Here is a 15875-nt window from a genome sequence, read left to right as displayed (position 1 = left end):
ATCATGAACTGCTAGAAAGGGGTCCATCCATGAAACAGGGAAATGATAAAGCAAAAGGTCGGTTGGGCACGGGTGCCATGTATCATCTGATGATGCTTCCGGGAATTTTATTTTTGCTGGTATTCAGCTATGTTCCGATGGTCGGTGTCATTACGGCGTTTCAGGATTATATACCAGCCAAGGGGATGTTTGGCTCCGAATTTGTAGGGCTGAAGCATTTTATTTATATGTTTAAGCTGCCGGACATCGCACAGGTTTTTAGTAATACGTTGGTGATTGCCATTGCCAAGATTCTATTGGGAACCATGATGGCTATCATTTTTTCCATTTTGTTAAATGAGATTCGCATCAAATTCGTTAAAAAATCCGTTCAGACAATTGTTTATCTGCCACACTTTCTATCCTGGGTAGTTCTAGCGTCCGTGGTTGTTAACATGTTCAGTTTGGATGGAATTGTGAATCAAATTTTGGCTTTCTTCGGTCTGGAGAATATTAATTTTCTCAGCAGCAACACCTGGTTCCAGCCGCTGATTATTGGGACAGACGTGTGGAAGGAGTTCGGTTACAGTTCCATCGTCTATTTGGCTGCAATTACTTCGATTGATCCGGGTCTGTACGAAGCGGCAGGAATGGATGGAGCCAGCTGGTGGAGAAAAGTATGGCATATTACGTTGCCAGGTATGCTGCCTATTATCCTGCTCATGGGAGTGATGAGTCTGACCAATATTTTGAGTGCCGGCTTCGATCAAATTTATAATCTGTATAATCCGGTTGTCTATGAGTCGGGAGATATTCTAGATACTTATGTATATCGGATTGGGCTCGTTGGGCGACAGTATAGCTTCGGTACGGCTGTTGGCCTGTTCAAGTCAGTGATCGGTATTGTTTTGCTATTGTCCGCCAACCATTTGGCCAAAAAATACACCGACCGAAAAATATTCTAAGGAGGCACAGCCCATGTCATATTCTGTAAGCCTAAAAGATCGAATTAGCCGGTTTGTCATCAATGCCATCGTCATATTGCTGGCATTGATCTGCCTTCTTCCGTTATGGAATATCGTTGCGATTTCATTTAGCAGCAGCGAGGCCGTGTCAGCTAATGCTGTAGGTCTCGTACCGGTCAATTTTACAACAGCAGCGTATACGAAAATTATTGATGATGCTCAGTTCTGGCGTTCCTTTGGCATTTCTGTTCTACGTGTTGTGCTCACACTTCTTCTCAACATGATTCTTATTATTTTAATGGCATACCCGCTCTCCAAGTCGAAAAGGGAATTTAGGGGCAGAAACATTTATATGAATGTCATGATTTTTGCCATGCTGTTCAGCGGCGGGATGATCCCGAGTTATCTACTGATTAAAAACCTCGATATGCTTAATACAATTTGGTCGCTTGTTCTACCGGGAGCTGTCCCTATATTTAGTGTCATCCTTGTCATGAACTTCTTCTCTGCTGTACCTAAGGCGCTAGAAGAAGCAGCATTCATCGATGGGGCGAATCCGCTCCAGGTCCTGTTCAAAGTGTATGTTCCCGTGTCCATCCCTGCGCTGGCGACGGTAGCACTATTCAGTATCGTGGGAACGTGGAATGATTTCTTCAGCGGTTTGATCTATATGACCCAAGTCAGCAATTATCCGCTAATGACTTATATTCAGTCTCTTAACGTGGATATTGCGGAACTTCTTCAATCCGGCACCAACTCAGCACAACTCAGCAACCTGACTGAAATTTCAAACAAAAATCTAAATGCGGCCAAAATCGTAGTCGCTGTCATCCCGCTGCTGCTGATTTATCCGCTGCTTCAAAAATATTTTGTGACTGGAATTGTTGTAGGATCGGTAAAAGAGTAATTGTATGCTGTGACTTGATTGAGATAAAAACACCTATTCGTGTATTGGAAGGGTTGTAATGAACAATGAAAAATAAAAATTGGTGGAAAGAAATCGTTGTATACCAGATATATCCACGTAGTTTTCAAGATAGTAATGGTGATGGAATCGGCGATTTGAAAGGAATTGTTTCCCGTCTAGACTATTTGCAGCAACTCGGTGTCGGAGCAATTTGGCTATCACCAGTTTGTAAATTCCCTCAGGATGATTTTGGTTATGATATTTCGGACTATCGGGATATCGATCCGATGTTCGGATCTTTGGATGATATGATGAGCATCCCTGGTTTCAAGAAGCAAAAAAAGTAAAGAAAATCCGTACCATGACTATTATGTCTGGAGAGATGGCATTGGAGAAATGCCACCAAACGACTTGGGTTCCATATGGGTGGTTCAGCTTGGGAATGGGTACCCGAGATAGGACAATATTATTTACATCTTTTTTCTGTAAAACAGCCGGATCTCAACTGGGAAAACCCAAAAGTCCGACAAGAGATTTACGAAATGATCAATTGGTGGATAAGCAAGGGTGTAGGCGGTTTTCGGCTTGACGTAATTGACTTAATCGGAAAAGAACCAGATTTGAAAATTACCAGCAACGGGCCGAATCTGCATAAGTATATCAGGGAACTCAGCAAGGAGACGTTTCAAAAAGCTGGAGATCTGCTGACGGTTGGAGAAACATAGGGCGCTACGCCAGAGAGCGCCAAATTGTATAGCAACCCGGACGGCAGTGAGTTTTCAATGGTATTTCAATTTGAACATATTAGATTAACAAGGCTTGAGCTACGAAAATATTGTGCATTATGGTATAAATGGATAATTTAGGGGAATGGGCGAAGTGATTACTAATATATCATTGAGCAAACGAGAAACGTTAGTTGAAAATAGCATGGAGCAGTTTGCCGGTTGGTTGCTGCTCCATTTTTGATAAACTAACGGGCAGTTATCTTCAATCAGTATAGACTCTATTTAAACCTATTATTTAACCCTCTATAGACTTCTCTCCAATAAGGCTCCAACTTGTTCAGCCATGATTTGTGGCGGATACGGCATTTCATTTCTAATCCACCATTCTATTACCCCTACATAAGCGGTACCAGCATATTGCAACATAACGTCTTCATTTAAATCCACATTTCTTCCACTTTCTCTATCAATCTCACCTCTGAATCCTCCCATAACATAATCAAGAAGACGAGTTCTAAAAGAGGGGGCTCCTTTACTGGCTAACATAGTCGAAAAAAATAAATAATTTTTCTCAAAATACTCAAAAAAAGGTACAAGTCCATTGCTCCAATCCAGCTTACATGCCCATTCATCCATTTCGCCTAATTCATTCATGTGTGATTCGATCAGTTTATCCAACAAATCATATTTGTCCTGATAATGAAGATAAATCGTACCACGGTTTACGTTTGCCTGGTCTGCAATGTCTTGAATGGTAATGTCATCGAAGTTTTTTACAGCCATCAGTTCAATAACGGCTTTTTTCAAGGATTCTTGCGTTTTTAGAATTCTCCGATCTACTTTTATCATTTAGTCTTTTCCCCCTGACCAACTCAAAATAATGAACACTTTTCGTGATGTTGTTGTTATTTCAACAAATTGCGCTTTTTTAACCATTGAACTTAGGCTTCTTTTTTATAATAATAGACGTGAGTTGATAAAACAACAAGTTTTGTTTATCCGCTCTTTGTGGTTCACTAATATTACCTAAAAGGAGAACTTAAATTTAGAAAGGAGGGATGTTCACTTGGTAGTTAATAAAAAAATGTGAATAATCATTACTAATTTCTAAAAAAGGACTAACAGATAAAATTGTATTCACTGGAGGTTATATATGATTAATGCTAATGCACGTGCTGTGTTCGGTCCGGAAGGTCCGTTCATACTAACTACAATTGAGCGCAGAGATCTTAAGCCGCATGATGTTCTCATTGAGATCAAGTATGCGGGTATTTGCCACTCTGACATCCATACCGCTCGTGGGGATTGGGGGCCAGTCCAATACCCTATCGTTCCAGGACATGAGATCGCCGGTGTTGTCGCCCAGGTTGGCTCGGAAGTCACAAAGTATACTGTTGGTGACCGAGTAGGAGTTGGCTGCATGGTTGATTCCTGTCGAGAGTGCGAGAGTTGCCGTAGAGGAGAGGAGCAATATTGTCTTAATGGACATACGGGTACCTACGCAGCTATCGACAGATATGGACAATATACACAAGGGGGTTATTCCACCCACATCGTCGTAACGGAAGATTTCGTGGTTCGAATTCCTGACGGCATTGATCTTGATGTCGCCGCTCCGCTTTTATGTGCTGGGATCACAACGTACTCTCCGCTGCGCCATTGGGGTGCTGCTTCCGGCAAGAAGGTAGCAGTTGTTGGACTTGGCGGACTCGGACACATGGCTGTGAAGCTCGCTCATGCTATGGAAGCAGAAGTAACGGTTTTATCTCAAACCTTGAAGAAAAAAGAAGATGGTTTGAAACTAGGAGCGGACCATTATTATGCCACCAGCGATGCGGAGACATTTAAGAAGCTGGCCGGCACGTTTGATCTCATCGTGAATACGGTGAGCGCGAAAATTGATTTGAATGCCTACCTATCACTGCTGGCAGTGGACGGTACCTTGGTTAATGTCGGTGCGCCGCCGGAGGCATTGCCAGTTCAAGTATTCTCTCTTATCCCGCATCGTCGGTCGTTTGCTGGATCGGCAATCGGCGGTATTCGGGAAACACAGGAAATGCTTGATTTCTGCGCTGAACACCACATTACGCCTGAGATCGAGGTTATCTCCGCTAATCAGATTGATGAGGCATGGGAACGCGTACTTGCTTCGGATGTCCGGTATCGATTTGTCATCGACATCAGCACGATGGAGAACGAATAGGGATTCATTGCAGCAAAAAAATATCAAGGGCACGCCGGGTGGTGTGCCCTTGAGTTGGATAAGGAAAAGACATATCTCCGAAATTTATCTAAGACCCTTTGTATATCGGAGGGGTATACTGTCACAGGGTAATAAAACGACAAAACCTAAAGCAAATGCGTTGGCTTAAAGAATGTGCATTTAATCAATCATAGGAGTTAAAGGAATGAAATATAAGACCCAAAAAAATTCTCTCGGTTTTGCTCTAATATTGGCCACATTCTCGGCGCTGGGGCCGTTTACTGTCGATATGTATCTTGCATCACTTCCGCAAATCGCTGTTTTTTTTGGAACAAGTGCAACTGCCGTTCAAGCGAGTTTAACCACTAGCCTGTTAGGATTAGGGTTAGGACAGTTGATAATGGGGCCTTTAAGCGACATTTATGGAAGACGCCGGCCTTTGTTGATTTCCATGATATTATTTATCCTTTCCTCGATTGGATGCGCTTTTGCACCAAGCATAGAATGGTTTATATTTTTAAGATTTATTCAAGGGGTTGCTGCGTCCGCCGGACTCGTTATTTCGCGCGCTATTGTTCGAGATCGGTTTAGTGGGATTGAAATGACTAAGTTTATATCGTTGCTAACGATGATAAGCAATGTCGCTCCGTTAATTTCCCCTACGGCCGGAAGTACGGTCATGTCATACAGCTCTTGGTTAGGTGTATTTATATTTTTAGGGGTGCTAGGTATAGGATTAACTGGGATAACCATATGGGGGTTAAAGGAAAGCTTACCTGTACAGCAACGTGCTCCAAGCAGTCTCCGTTCGTTGATGAAAAATTATAACAGCTTGTTCCAAAAGAGGTCTTTTATGGGATATGCTCTCGTCAATGGCATATTGTTCGCAGGTGTTTTTGCCTATGTTGCAGGTACCCCATTTATTTATCAAAACATATACGGCGTGTCGCCGCAACTGTTTTCGATCCTGTTTGCGTTGAATGGCCTTGCTATTATCTTGGGATCTCAATTCGTCAAGCTGCTTGCAGGCCGGGTAACGGAAAGTCGACTATTTTTGATCGGATTAATACTGTCTTTTATATCTTCCGCTGCGGTCTTATTTATAGTACTAGTACATGGAGCATTATCAGCTATGTTTATTTCGATCTTCTTATTCGCCTTATCCATTGGGATCATTGGACCCATCTCTTTTACATTAGCAATGGAGTCGCAAGGGCATATTGCAGGGAGCGCTTCTGCCGTGCTCGGCACCTTACAATTCGCGTTAGGTGCCGTTACGTCTCCGCTTGTGGGAATTGCAGGCGAAAATTCTGCCATACCTTTTGGAATTATTATTTTTTCTACCAGTTTATTATCTATAATTACCTATATCATTCTGGTTAAAGGGATAAAAAAATTATCCGTTTGATGCACTCCATATCAAAGGAGTATTGGCGCTCACTCTATGTATGCACCTACTAAGAGCATAACTCCCATTGGTACTAGGCGACAGTCAAGGATCCACCGCGTGAAACCAACACCTAATGTACATCAATAAAGGCGCTCATTGGACTATTTTTAAGGAAAAGAAAGGGAGGAAGCATGAAATGGATTATACGAAACTTGGAAATAGAGGGAAATGTACGAATCGAATTGAAAAGAATCAAGTGACGTATAAAAAGCTATTTGGCGATGGAGTGCCAGCGGCATACGCTACCGATCCTGATTTTCAGGACATCCTGAGCCGCTTCATTTTTGGAGAAGTTTTTTATCAAGGTGAATTGGACGATAAACAACGTGAGCTTATTACTCTGGTGGTGCTTGCAACGAACCAAACGTTGCCACAGCTCAAGGCCCATACTCAGGCTGCACTGAACGTTGGGCTGACACCGGTAGAAATCAAAGAGGCCATTTACCAATGTGCGCCTTATTTAGGATTCCCCAAAACGCTAATTGCCATCGCGGAGATTAATGAAGTTTTCAAGGCCCAAAATATAGTGTTACCTCTCGAAAGCCAAAAGCAGGTTGAAGAAGAGAATCGGTTAGATAAAGGGCTTGCAGTGCAGGTAGAGATTTTTGGCGATATCATTGAAAAAAATAGGGATAATGCTCCATCCAATCAAAAGCATATACAGGACTATCTTTCTGCCTTCTGTTTTGGCGACTTCTATACTCGTAGAGGTCTTGATCTGAAGACACGGGAGCTGCTGACCCTCTGTATCTTAAGCAGCCTGGGCGGTTGTGAAAGTCAAGTCAAGGCACATGTGCGGGGCAATCTGAATGCGGGCAATGACAAGGATATGATGATCACTGCCATCACTCACTGCCTTCCATATATGGGTTTTCCGAGAACATTAAACGCTTTAAGTTGCTTAAATGAAATCATTCCGGAATAGCTGGAGAGAATTTAGTGAAGAAACAGATTTCTCTATCTCTTGTTTTTTGATGACCCTTACCCTCATGGCTTGTGGCGGTAATACCAATGGAGGAAAAACTGTGGCCAATCAAACAACTAATATAAAAATAAAATTGATATTTAACAACGAGGAAGTAATGGTAAGCATGTACGATAATCCGACCAGCCAAGATTTTTTACAGCGACTTCCAATGACTATAACCTTCGAGGATTATGCTGGTACCGAAAAAATCAGCAGGCTAGAGAAAAGATTGTCCATTAAAGCTGCGCCGTCAGGCATCGATCCTTCCGTTGGAGATTTTACTTATTATTCTCCTTGGGGCAATTTGGCTATATTTTATCAAGATTTTGGTTATTCAAGTCGACTTGTAAAGCTAGGTCATATTGAGGTCGGAGTTGAAAAGCTTGTAAAAATGAACGGCAGTTTCACGATGACGATTGAGCAAGCCCAATAGCGTTAATGATTCCTAAAAAGTAGGAAGTCGATAGCATCTCGTTGGATAATAATAAAAATATAAGAAAGTAGGGATAAAAAATGAAGAATGAGCACTTAAGCAATAGCACACTCTTCCCATTGGGTCAAAAAGTCGAAAAAAATTTTATCGGTGACGCATACTTACAAATGGTGTTTACCGATCCAGCACCACTCAATACAGCAATTGGGAATGTAACCTTTGCTCCCGGTGCCCGCAATAACTGGCACTCTCATCATGCTGGGCAAGTGTTGTTGGTTACTGGCGGTGAAGGATGGTATCAAGAAGATGGAAAGCCAGCCCAATTACTCAAAACAGGCGATGTGGTAAACATTCCACCAAACGTAAAACATTGGCATGGTGCTACGAAGGACAGCTGGTTTGTTCACTTAGCTCTTACACCAGGACAAACAGATTGGTTAGAACCCGTAATGGATGAAGATTATACTAAACTTTAATAAATGAAGTAACACACAGAAACGGCAGACATCAGTGCTGCCGTTTCTATTGAAGCTTCTCATAAACCAGGAACCCACTGTTTCTAGTCTGCGGATATTCATCAAACGAATATGAGGTCAGGGAATATTTGAAGCTAGTACTGAGTGATTGGAGACAGTATTATGCAAACGATCGATCAACAAATACTTACTGGAGAACGAGCACTTTTCAAATGGAAGTATCCCTTATGGTATTGCAATAATATTCGTATTAGTAGCAGCACTTTCCTTGAAATGGCCCGATCAGGAATATGGTATACACATCAAATTGCCATCAGTGACACCGTAATAGAGGCACCAAAGATATTTCGGCGTTCGAGCGGGATCCGACTGACAAATGTCGATCTACCCAACGCGCAAGAAACCTTATGGAATTGCGCAGATATTCACTTGAATCATGTGACCGCAAAAGGCGATTATTTTGGAATGAATAGCGCAAATATCACCATCGACGATTTCACATTGGCAGGGAACTACGCATTCGACGGAGCAAAGAATATGGAGATTCGCAATGCAAAGCTTATTTCAAAGGACGCTTTCTGGAATTGTGTGAATATCACCGTTTATGATTCATTGATCATCGGAGAATATTTAGGCTGGAATTCGAAGAACATCACGTTTATCAACTGCACCATCGAAAGCAATCAGGGAATGTGCTACATGGACCGTCAAAGATTGGACGATTGATTCAATAACGGTTACCGGACACTCCTCCACGAAACGAATGGAAAATCTGCTTTAGAGATGCGTAAAAAATTCGTTTAGTTAGCGATCGAGAAGTTATATATTATGATCAAACTGAAATCGATTTGACCTCTTTGGCGGCCACAATGCGTTCATCGTTATTAAGCGTTTTGAGCCATAAGTGAAATATAAATGATTAAACCCCAGGGACCTTATCCATCTGGAAGAAGCCCTGAGGTTTTTTGTTAATGAGCAGGTAGGCCTTGTCTGTAGTAATACGAAGCGGTCTCAAAATCTTTTTGGTGATAATAAGCTTCAGCTATAAGGATATACAATTCGTTTATTTTTTTGTGCGCTTGCTTTTGTTAATATATGGTGCGAGCTAAAAAGAAGTGATCCAGAGCTTGTGCTAGATTTCCATAGCGGGAGTTGATTTGTCCTATTAAAATATTGAGCTGGGCTTTTAAATCCAGATTCATATTTACATGCAAAAAATTATCACAGATCCTTTGTGAAGAAGGCAGAATTATTAATATTTCCTCTGTAGCGGCTTTACGAGAGGAAGCTTCGGCCCTCATTATGGTGCTTCCAAGGCCGGATTGATTGGATTAACCAAATCCTCAGCCCGTGAGCTGGCAAAATACAATATTAGTGTGAATGTGATCGCGCCGGGCCTGATCGCCTCGGAAATGACAGGTTCATTAAATGACGCTGTGATGGAAGGGATTATCGGGAATACGCCGCTGGGTCGCCTGGGTAAAAAATCCGAGGTTGGGGAGCTTGTGCCCCAACTTGCCAATCCGAAAATTGGTTATCTCACGGGACAAACCATTGTCATGGATGGAGGACGCTATATGCAATAATCATATTCGCTTTTTGTTGTATACTACCAGTTTCTACATGTAAAGCATGCCGCCCAAAAGCGGTAACACAGCCCCATCTTCTTCTACGAAATCACACATGAGATTCATTCCATTATGGTACGTTCATATATTAGTCCATATAAAATGGCAAAAATCTCGGGATGTATACACTTAAATGGATACATTTATCCATACTCCACAAGATAATAATTCAACCAAGTATATTCACAAGACGGACACAGTGATTTGAAAGGAATTACACAAAAACTTGATTACTTAAACGAGGGCAAACCCCATTCGGGGTGGATTTGGAGGTCAACTGCCTCTGGCTTATGCCCCTAATCCGTCTCCAAGTTACCATAAATATGATGTAACTGATTACTATCAGGTATACCCGCTGTGTGGGAGTCTAAATGATTTTCGCACCTTGATGGAAGAAGCGGACCGAAAGGGAGTAAGATGTCATGGACCTTGTTATCAATCATTCAAGCCGCGAATATCCATGGTTCAAGGAGGCAGTAGCAACCTACAAAACAAATACCACTGTATATGGATGATATTACAGATTTGAATGAAAAGGGCTCGTAGGGTCAGATGTTTTTTCACGTTTAACCATGTTAAAATAATAGAATAATTGGAGACTTGGCATGGAGAGAAGGCAGGTTGAATCAATGAAACCAAAACTTAACGATGTTGCACAATTAGCTGGAGTTTCACCGACTACGGTTTCTCGCGTACTTAATAATCGTGGCTATATCAGTCAAGAAACGAAGGATCAAGTTCATAAAGCGATGCAGGAACTGAATTATTTACCAAATGATGTGGCTCGGTCATTATTTAGTAAACGAACAAATCTAATTGGATTAATCATTCCAACTACAAGCAACCCATTTTTCGGAGAGCTGACTTTTCATATAGAGAATATTTCTGCGTCATTAGGCTATAAGCTGTTGCTTTGTAACAGTTTGAATCAGCTGGATAAAGAAGAATCTTATGTGGATATGCTTATGCGAAATCAAGTTGACGGTATTATCGTTGGTACACACAACCGAGGTATCGTAAATTATGAACAGAAGAATATTGCCGTCATTGCGATCGATCATTTTCTATCCGATTCAATCCCAGTTGTAGGATCGGATAATTATTTGGGTGGAAAACTGGCGTCAGAACTGCTTATTGAAAAGGGGTGCAAGCATATCTTACACATCAATGGCCCTGTTGAATTGGAAACACCGGCAAGCTTGAGAAGAAAAGCATATGAAGATGTGATGGAGCAGTATGGTCGAAAGGCAATTACCTATGAAGTACATGATCCCTTCCACCAACAGAATCACGATGAACCGATTAAACGCTTGCTCGATGAACATCCTGAAGTAGATGGATTGTTTGCGAGTAATGACTTGGTGGCTGCGTCTTTTATTGCTAAAGCAAGAAGTAGAGGAAAACGTGTTCCTGAAGATATTCGCGTAATTGGATATGACGGAACAGAAACAACCCGCAATCTTCTCCCAGAATTAACGACAATTCAGCAACCAATACAGGAGATCGCGAGATCTTCCATAGAGTTACTTATTAAAGAAATTGAAGGTGGATTCAGTGATGTCCCGCGAGAAACCTATCTACCAGTGAAACTTATTGAAGCTAGTACAGCTTAATACAATTTCCATAGTTTCAGCATTGTGATATAAGGTGGAGCTATCCTTATTAGAGTAATTGAAATCAAAGAGGAGAGCTCTTTTCCTTTTAGAAATATGTCAAGCGGTTGACATATGAAAGCGGTTGACATATAATCGATCTGTAAATACGGAAGTGCTTTCATTTACATTAAATGTTTAACTTAGAGGAGCGTTCGATATGAGAAAGTCAAAGAGCTTGTACTGGAAACTAAGTGCCTATTTCTTCTTTTTCTTCTTTACTTGGTCAGCAAGTTACTCATTGTTCTCCATCTGGCTAGGGCAAGAAATCAGTCTGAATGGTGCTGAAACAGGTGTTATCTTTACTGTAAACGCTATCTTTGCGCTATGTATGCAACCGCTTTATGGCTATATATCAGATAAAATTGGATTGAAGAAGCATATTTTATTTCTAATCAGTTCTTTACTCTTATTTGTTGGTCCTTTCTATATCTATATCTATGGGCCGTTACTTCAATACAATGTATTTCTCGGCGCCATTGTAGGTGGATTATACTTGGGTATTTCTTTTTTGGCAGGAATCGGAGCCATCGAATCTTATGTCGAGAAAGTCAGCCGAAAATATGGCTTTGAATACGGAAAATCTCGTATGTGGGGCTCGCTAGGTTGGGCAGCAGCAACATTTTTCGCTGGTCAGCTCTTCAATATCAACCCTAACATTAACTTCTGGATTGGATCCGTATCTGCTGTCATTCTGTTTATCATTATGATGACAATTAAAGTTGAAATGACAGATTCTGAGATGGAGCGAGCAGAATCTGTTAACTTTAAGCAAATCGTCCATTTGTTTGCAAACAAGCATTTATGGTTCTTCATTTTATATGTTCTTGGTGTTACCTGTGTTTACAATGTGTATGACCAGCAGTTCCCGAATTACTTTTCATCGACGTTCTCAACGGTTGCTTTAGGCAATCAAGTTTACGGTTACTTAAATTCCCTACAAGTATTCTTGGAAGCAGGCATGATGTTCTTAGCGCCTTTCATTGTCAACAAAATTGGAGCAAAAAAGGGTCTGATATTGGCAGGGTTCTTGATGGCGTTCCGGATCATGGGTTCAGGCTTAGTTATTGGACCTTATGGTATCTCAGCTATGAAATTGATTCACGCATTGGAACTGCCAATCATGCTGATCTCCGTATTTAAGTACTTGGCTGCTAATTTCGATACGCGTCTGTCTTCGATCCTATATCTGGTGGGATACCAGTTTATGAGTCAGGTAGGAGCTTCGATCTTCTCGCCAATCGCGGGTATGTCTTATGACATTAGAGGCTTTGCAAATACGTACGTGATTATGGGTGTTTTCGTATTTGCCTTTACAACAATCTCAATCTTTACCTTAAAGAAAGAACCGAAAAAGCTGAATCCCAAGCCTAACAAGCTTTTTGAAACAGCATAGGAGGAAGACAGATGAACACATATAATAACAATACGAAGCAAGCTGAGGAAGCATTGAAACAGGCAGAAGCGAAAATGAACAAGCGGTACCGATTAGGTTATCATATTATGGCACCAGCAAACTGGATTAACGACCCAAATGGATTAATTCAATTTAAAGGTGAATATCACGCCTTCTATCAGCATCATCCTTATGATGAGAACTGGGGTCCAATGCATTGGGGTCACGTGAAGAGTAAAGACCTTGTACATTGGGAGCATTGTCCGATTGCATTAGTACCTGGAGATGCGTGTGATCTTGATGGCTGCTTCTCAGGAAGCGCAGTAGATAATAACGGCGAACTGACATTGATCTATACTGGCCATCACTATATTGATCAACCAAACAATATCTTTTTCCAAAATCAAAATGTGGCAGTAAGCACAGATGGTATTCATTTTACAAAAATAAGGCAGAATCCCGTAATCGCTGAACCTCCGATAGATAGCTCCCAGCATTTCCGTGATCCGAAGGTATGGAAGCATGAGGATACATGGTACATGATCCTAGGTAACAGCACGAAAGAAGATCTGCCGCGTGTTATTCTATATACATCTCCTGACCTTAGAACTTGGACCTATCATGGTGTGCTTCTGCAGGGAGATAAGAATATGGGCTTCATGTGGGAGTGCCCTGATTTCTTTGAACTGAACGGTAAGCATATATTTATGTTCTCCCCACAAGGTATTGATGCGCAGGGAGATAAGTACAATAACTTGTTCCAGACGGGATATTATGTTGGCGATTATAATTATGATAGTAATGAATATAAGCATGGAGAGTTCATCGAGTTGGATAATGGTCATGACTTCTATGCGGTTCAAACTTTTCTAGATGATCAAGGTCGCCGCATTGCGATTGGTTGGATGGATATGTGGGAATCGGATATGCCGACGAAAGCAGACGGCTGGTGTGGAGCAATGACGATCCCGCGTTTAGTTACGTTGGGTGACAATAATAAAGTACTGATGAATCCAGTAGAAGAAATGAAGTTGCTTCGTCAAAGTAAACATATTTTGTGTCAATATGGCGCCATTTCTGGAAGTTACTTCAAGGAAGTTGAAGCCGACCTGCTTGAACTTAAGGTAGTGTTCGACCTCACGAAGTCAAGTGCAGACATGGTAGGCTTGAAGTTTCGTGGAACAGGTCGAGAAGAAACGGTTATCACATATTCTATTCCGGAGCAGAAACTTATGCTTAATTGTTCTAAATCAGGTAAGAAGACAGATGGAGTACGTCAAACAGCCTTCAATGCTGGGGGGCAGCTGACATTGCATGTATATCTGGATCGCTCATCCATTGAAATGTTTGCGAATGAAGGACAAGCTACGATGACAAGTCGCATCTATCCGAGTGAGAAATTGCTAGGCATAGAAATCATAACGGAGGGTGGAGAGGCTCTAGTAAATGAATTGACCTATTGGAAATTGAAAGATATATGGCAAGCTGAATAACTCGATGAAAAGATTGCAGTTCATATTTGCAAAAGAAAAGTAAGATTTTATCTCGCTTAATTACTTAAGATAATCGGATTAAAAACGACACTGCAGAAAATATGTAGTGTCGTTTTTTTTAAGGCGATAGAATTAATATTTTTTAAAAGCAAATGAGTGGATATTTAGTCTTGAATGAAGGAGCATAAAATTGTAAAAATCAGAGGTGAATAATAAAATAAACATGAGCATCTTAGTCACCCTTTATCAAAATAAGGTGACTAAGGTGTCAAATAAAGTTGTGAGTTCTGAAGCAAGGGCGTTCGTGGATTAATGAGCGTCCTTTTTTCGTTCCTGGTTGCACTCTAGGCTTGGTTTAAACCAAGCTTGGATTAAGGGAGGGTTCGAGATAGGGAAGAAATCGGACCGTCTGCAGGAGGATCGGACGTGTTGCAGCTGCCGCGGCCAGACCAAGAGCTTGGTTCCTTTGCCGGAAAGAACAAGAACTTGTGAACATTTGTAGATACATTTAGTTTACAAAATAAAGAAGGACGATTAGATAAAATTAAATAAAAGTTGCCATTTTCGAGTGATTTAATATATTTTTGTGCAAATGTAAAATCAACAAGCTCATTCATCCAAAAATATTTGGAATGAAGTAAAAAAAAATTGACAAATGCACGCTATTGGATTATTTTGGTTCATAAGAGATGCATTTTTCAGGTACACTAAGCAGTTATTTGCACGCATTCCAATTTAGTTGCCAAGCTAGTTGAATCACTTCTATTAAGATCCTAAATAACCTAAAAGGAGGGTGAGTAACATTAAAGAAATACATTTATCTGGTGAGATGAGTAGCAGAAAAGGAACCAGTGAATATTTTTTATAAAAATAAATACAGTCCCAATTACACTATTAGCCGAAGGAAAATTAGATGAATGATCCCAACGGCATGGGTTACCATGAAGGAGAGTACCACCTGTTCTACCAACATACCCCTTATGATACACAGGCAAGGTAATCCTGTTTTGTTCCCAACGAAAATGCTAGACTTTCGTGATCCGAAGTTGTTTTGGTATGACGAATCGTCAATGTGGGTAATGGTTCTTGCCGTAAGAGACCATGTAAAATTTTTATACGTATTCCAATCTTAAGGCATGGTTTTTTGCAAGCGATTTCAGCTCTGATATTCCGGGTATCCATCGAGGATATTTTTGAATGTTCTGAGGCATTTAAAATCCAAGTGGATGAAGATCCCAATATCACTAAGTGGATTCTTATGCTAAGTGTCGGGGATAGAAATGGTGTGAATCCAAACGATTCAGAACCACCGGCAGGCGGCCGTGACCTGGGATGGCATTCCGAACGAGGACGTACGAAAGATTTGGGTCGGCTGGATGAACAATTGGCGTTATGCTTCCACTCTTCCTTCAGAAGAATGGCGTGGTCACATGTCAATCCCCCGAGAGATACAGCTTAGGACGTATTCGGAGGGAATTTGCTTAATCCAAACACCCATAAGTGAATTAAGTCAGCTAAGAGCTGTTCCCGTTGATTCGAAAGGCTGTGCTACATAACCTGAACGGCTATGTCAGCTCTAGTGTCATACTGGATCACAT

General features: G+C 41.2%; 19 protein-coding genes and 1 pseudogene. 18 read left to right on the top strand and 2 right to left on the bottom strand.

Annotated elements, in window-relative coordinates; translation table 11 throughout:
* The first annotated feature begins 29 nt into the window (after positions 1–29).
* From ACL9RM_RS16035 to ACL9RM_RS16025, 3 genes and pseudogenes are all read left to right on the top strand, one after another.
* On the top strand, positions 30–944 hold the full coding sequence (locus ACL9RM_RS16035; RefSeq protein WP_250268366.1) for an ABC transporter permease: 915 nt from the start codon (positions 30–32) through the stop codon (positions 942–944).
* A 13-nt stretch (positions 945–957) separates the two neighbouring features.
* Entirely contained in the window at positions 958–1851 is an 894-nt protein-coding gene (locus tag ACL9RM_RS16030; protein WP_250268367.1) for a carbohydrate ABC transporter permease, read from the top strand.
* A 65-nt stretch (positions 1852–1916) separates the two neighbouring features.
* Positions 1917–2576 (top strand): annotated as a pseudogene (locus ACL9RM_RS16025) (alpha-amylase family glycosyl hydrolase).
* Between the two features lie 306 nt (positions 2577–2882).
* Here the strand turns inward: ACL9RM_RS16025 and ACL9RM_RS16020 are convergent.
* A complete protein-coding gene (locus ACL9RM_RS16020) occupies positions 2883–3428 on the bottom strand; it encodes a TetR/AcrR family transcriptional regulator (protein WP_165179876.1) in 546 nt (181 codons plus the stop codon).
* Between the two features lie 304 nt (positions 3429–3732).
* Between ACL9RM_RS16020 and ACL9RM_RS16015 the strand changes: the two genes are divergently transcribed.
* The 6 genes from ACL9RM_RS16015 to ACL9RM_RS15990 all read left to right on the top strand — a co-directional run bounded on the left by ACL9RM_RS16015 (position 3733) and on the right by ACL9RM_RS15990 (position 8834).
* Positions 3733–4782, top strand: a complete 1050-nt coding sequence (locus ACL9RM_RS16015) for an NAD(P)-dependent alcohol dehydrogenase (RefSeq protein WP_250268368.1) — start codon at positions 3733–3735, stop codon at positions 4780–4782.
* A 205-nt stretch (positions 4783–4987) separates the two neighbouring features.
* Positions 4988–6190, top strand: a complete 1203-nt coding sequence (locus ACL9RM_RS16010) for a multidrug effflux MFS transporter (protein WP_069291961.1) — start codon at positions 4988–4990, stop codon at positions 6188–6190.
* Positions 6191–6368: 178 nt separating this feature from the next.
* A complete protein-coding gene (locus tag ACL9RM_RS16005) occupies positions 6369–7157 on the top strand; it encodes a carboxymuconolactone decarboxylase family protein (RefSeq protein WP_069291962.1) in 789 nt (262 codons plus the stop codon).
* A 100-nt stretch (positions 7158–7257) separates the two neighbouring features.
* On the top strand, positions 7258–7632 hold the full coding sequence (locus ACL9RM_RS16000; protein ID WP_414126400.1) for a cyclophilin-like fold protein: 375 nt from the start codon (positions 7258–7260) through the stop codon (positions 7630–7632).
* 80 nt (positions 7633–7712) lie between these two features.
* The gene (locus ACL9RM_RS15995; RefSeq protein WP_250261329.1) at positions 7713–8108 is read left to right on the top strand and encodes a cupin domain-containing protein; all 396 of its coding nucleotides are present in this window, start codon (positions 7713–7715) and stop codon (positions 8106–8108) included.
* A gap of 162 nt (positions 8109–8270) precedes the next feature.
* On the top strand, positions 8271–8834 hold the full coding sequence (locus tag ACL9RM_RS15990; protein WP_250268371.1) for a DUF3737 family protein: 564 nt from the start codon (positions 8271–8273) through the stop codon (positions 8832–8834).
* A gap of 362 nt (positions 8835–9196) precedes the next feature.
* On the opposite strand, the gene ACL9RM_RS15985 is transcribed toward ACL9RM_RS15990, so the two are convergent.
* Positions 9197–9409 (bottom strand): hypothetical protein, encoded by a 213-nt coding sequence (locus ACL9RM_RS15985; protein WP_250268373.1) that lies wholly within the window; start codon positions 9407–9409, stop codon positions 9197–9199.
* Positions 9410–9430: 21 nt separating this feature from the next.
* On the opposite strand from ACL9RM_RS15985, the gene ACL9RM_RS15980 reads away from it, so the two are divergent.
* The 9 genes from ACL9RM_RS15980 to ACL9RM_RS15940 all read left to right on the top strand — a co-directional run bounded on the left by ACL9RM_RS15980 (position 9431) and on the right by ACL9RM_RS15940 (position 15833).
* Positions 9431–9694 carry an SDR family oxidoreductase gene (locus ACL9RM_RS15980; protein WP_250268374.1) on the top strand — a complete coding sequence of 88 codons (264 nt, stop codon included), beginning with the start codon at positions 9431–9433 and terminating at the stop codon, positions 9692–9694.
* A gap of 295 nt (positions 9695–9989) precedes the next feature.
* On the top strand, positions 9990–10265 hold the full coding sequence (locus ACL9RM_RS15975) for an alpha-amylase family glycosyl hydrolase (protein ID WP_322161107.1): 276 nt from the start codon (positions 9990–9992) through the stop codon (positions 10263–10265).
* 100 nt (positions 10266–10365) lie between these two features.
* Positions 10366–11349 carry a LacI family DNA-binding transcriptional regulator gene (locus tag ACL9RM_RS15970; RefSeq protein ID WP_061828412.1) on the top strand — a complete coding sequence of 328 codons (984 nt, stop codon included), beginning with the start codon at positions 10366–10368 and terminating at the stop codon, positions 11347–11349.
* A 199-nt stretch (positions 11350–11548) separates the two neighbouring features.
* A complete protein-coding gene (locus ACL9RM_RS15965; protein WP_061828411.1) occupies positions 11549–12784 on the top strand; it encodes an MFS transporter in 1236 nt (411 codons plus the stop codon).
* A gap of 11 nt (positions 12785–12795) precedes the next feature.
* Positions 12796–14277 carry a glycoside hydrolase family 32 protein gene (locus tag ACL9RM_RS15960; RefSeq protein ID WP_250268375.1) on the top strand — a complete coding sequence of 494 codons (1482 nt, stop codon included), beginning with the start codon at positions 12796–12798 and terminating at the stop codon, positions 14275–14277.
* Positions 14278–15190: 913 nt separating this feature from the next.
* A complete protein-coding gene (locus ACL9RM_RS15955; protein ID WP_322161105.1) occupies positions 15191–15277 on the top strand; it encodes a hypothetical protein in 87 nt (28 codons plus the stop codon).
* Positions 15258–15410 carry a hypothetical protein gene (locus ACL9RM_RS15950; RefSeq protein ID WP_322161070.1) on the top strand — a complete coding sequence of 51 codons (153 nt, stop codon included), beginning with the start codon at positions 15258–15260 and terminating at the stop codon, positions 15408–15410. The genes ACL9RM_RS15955 and ACL9RM_RS15950 overlap by 20 nt, the downstream gene beginning before the upstream one ends.
* Positions 15411–15421: 11 nt before the next feature.
* Positions 15422–15736, top strand: coding sequence for a hypothetical protein (locus tag ACL9RM_RS15945; protein WP_061828409.1), 315 nt, complete (start codon positions 15422–15424; stop codon positions 15734–15736).
* Positions 15654–15833, top strand: coding sequence for a hypothetical protein (locus ACL9RM_RS15940; protein WP_250262070.1), 180 nt, complete (start codon positions 15654–15656; stop codon positions 15831–15833). Before ACL9RM_RS15945 ends, ACL9RM_RS15940 begins: the two co-directional genes overlap by 83 nt.
* Positions 15834–15875: the final 42 nt, after the last annotated feature.

Origin of the sequence: Paenibacillus sp. S29, from assembly GCF_049319765.1 — a bacterium.
GTDB classification, from domain to species: Bacteria; Bacillota; Bacilli; order Paenibacillales; family Paenibacillaceae; genus Paenibacillus; species Paenibacillus polymyxa_B.
This window is presented reverse-complemented; position numbering and strand designations above follow the sequence as displayed.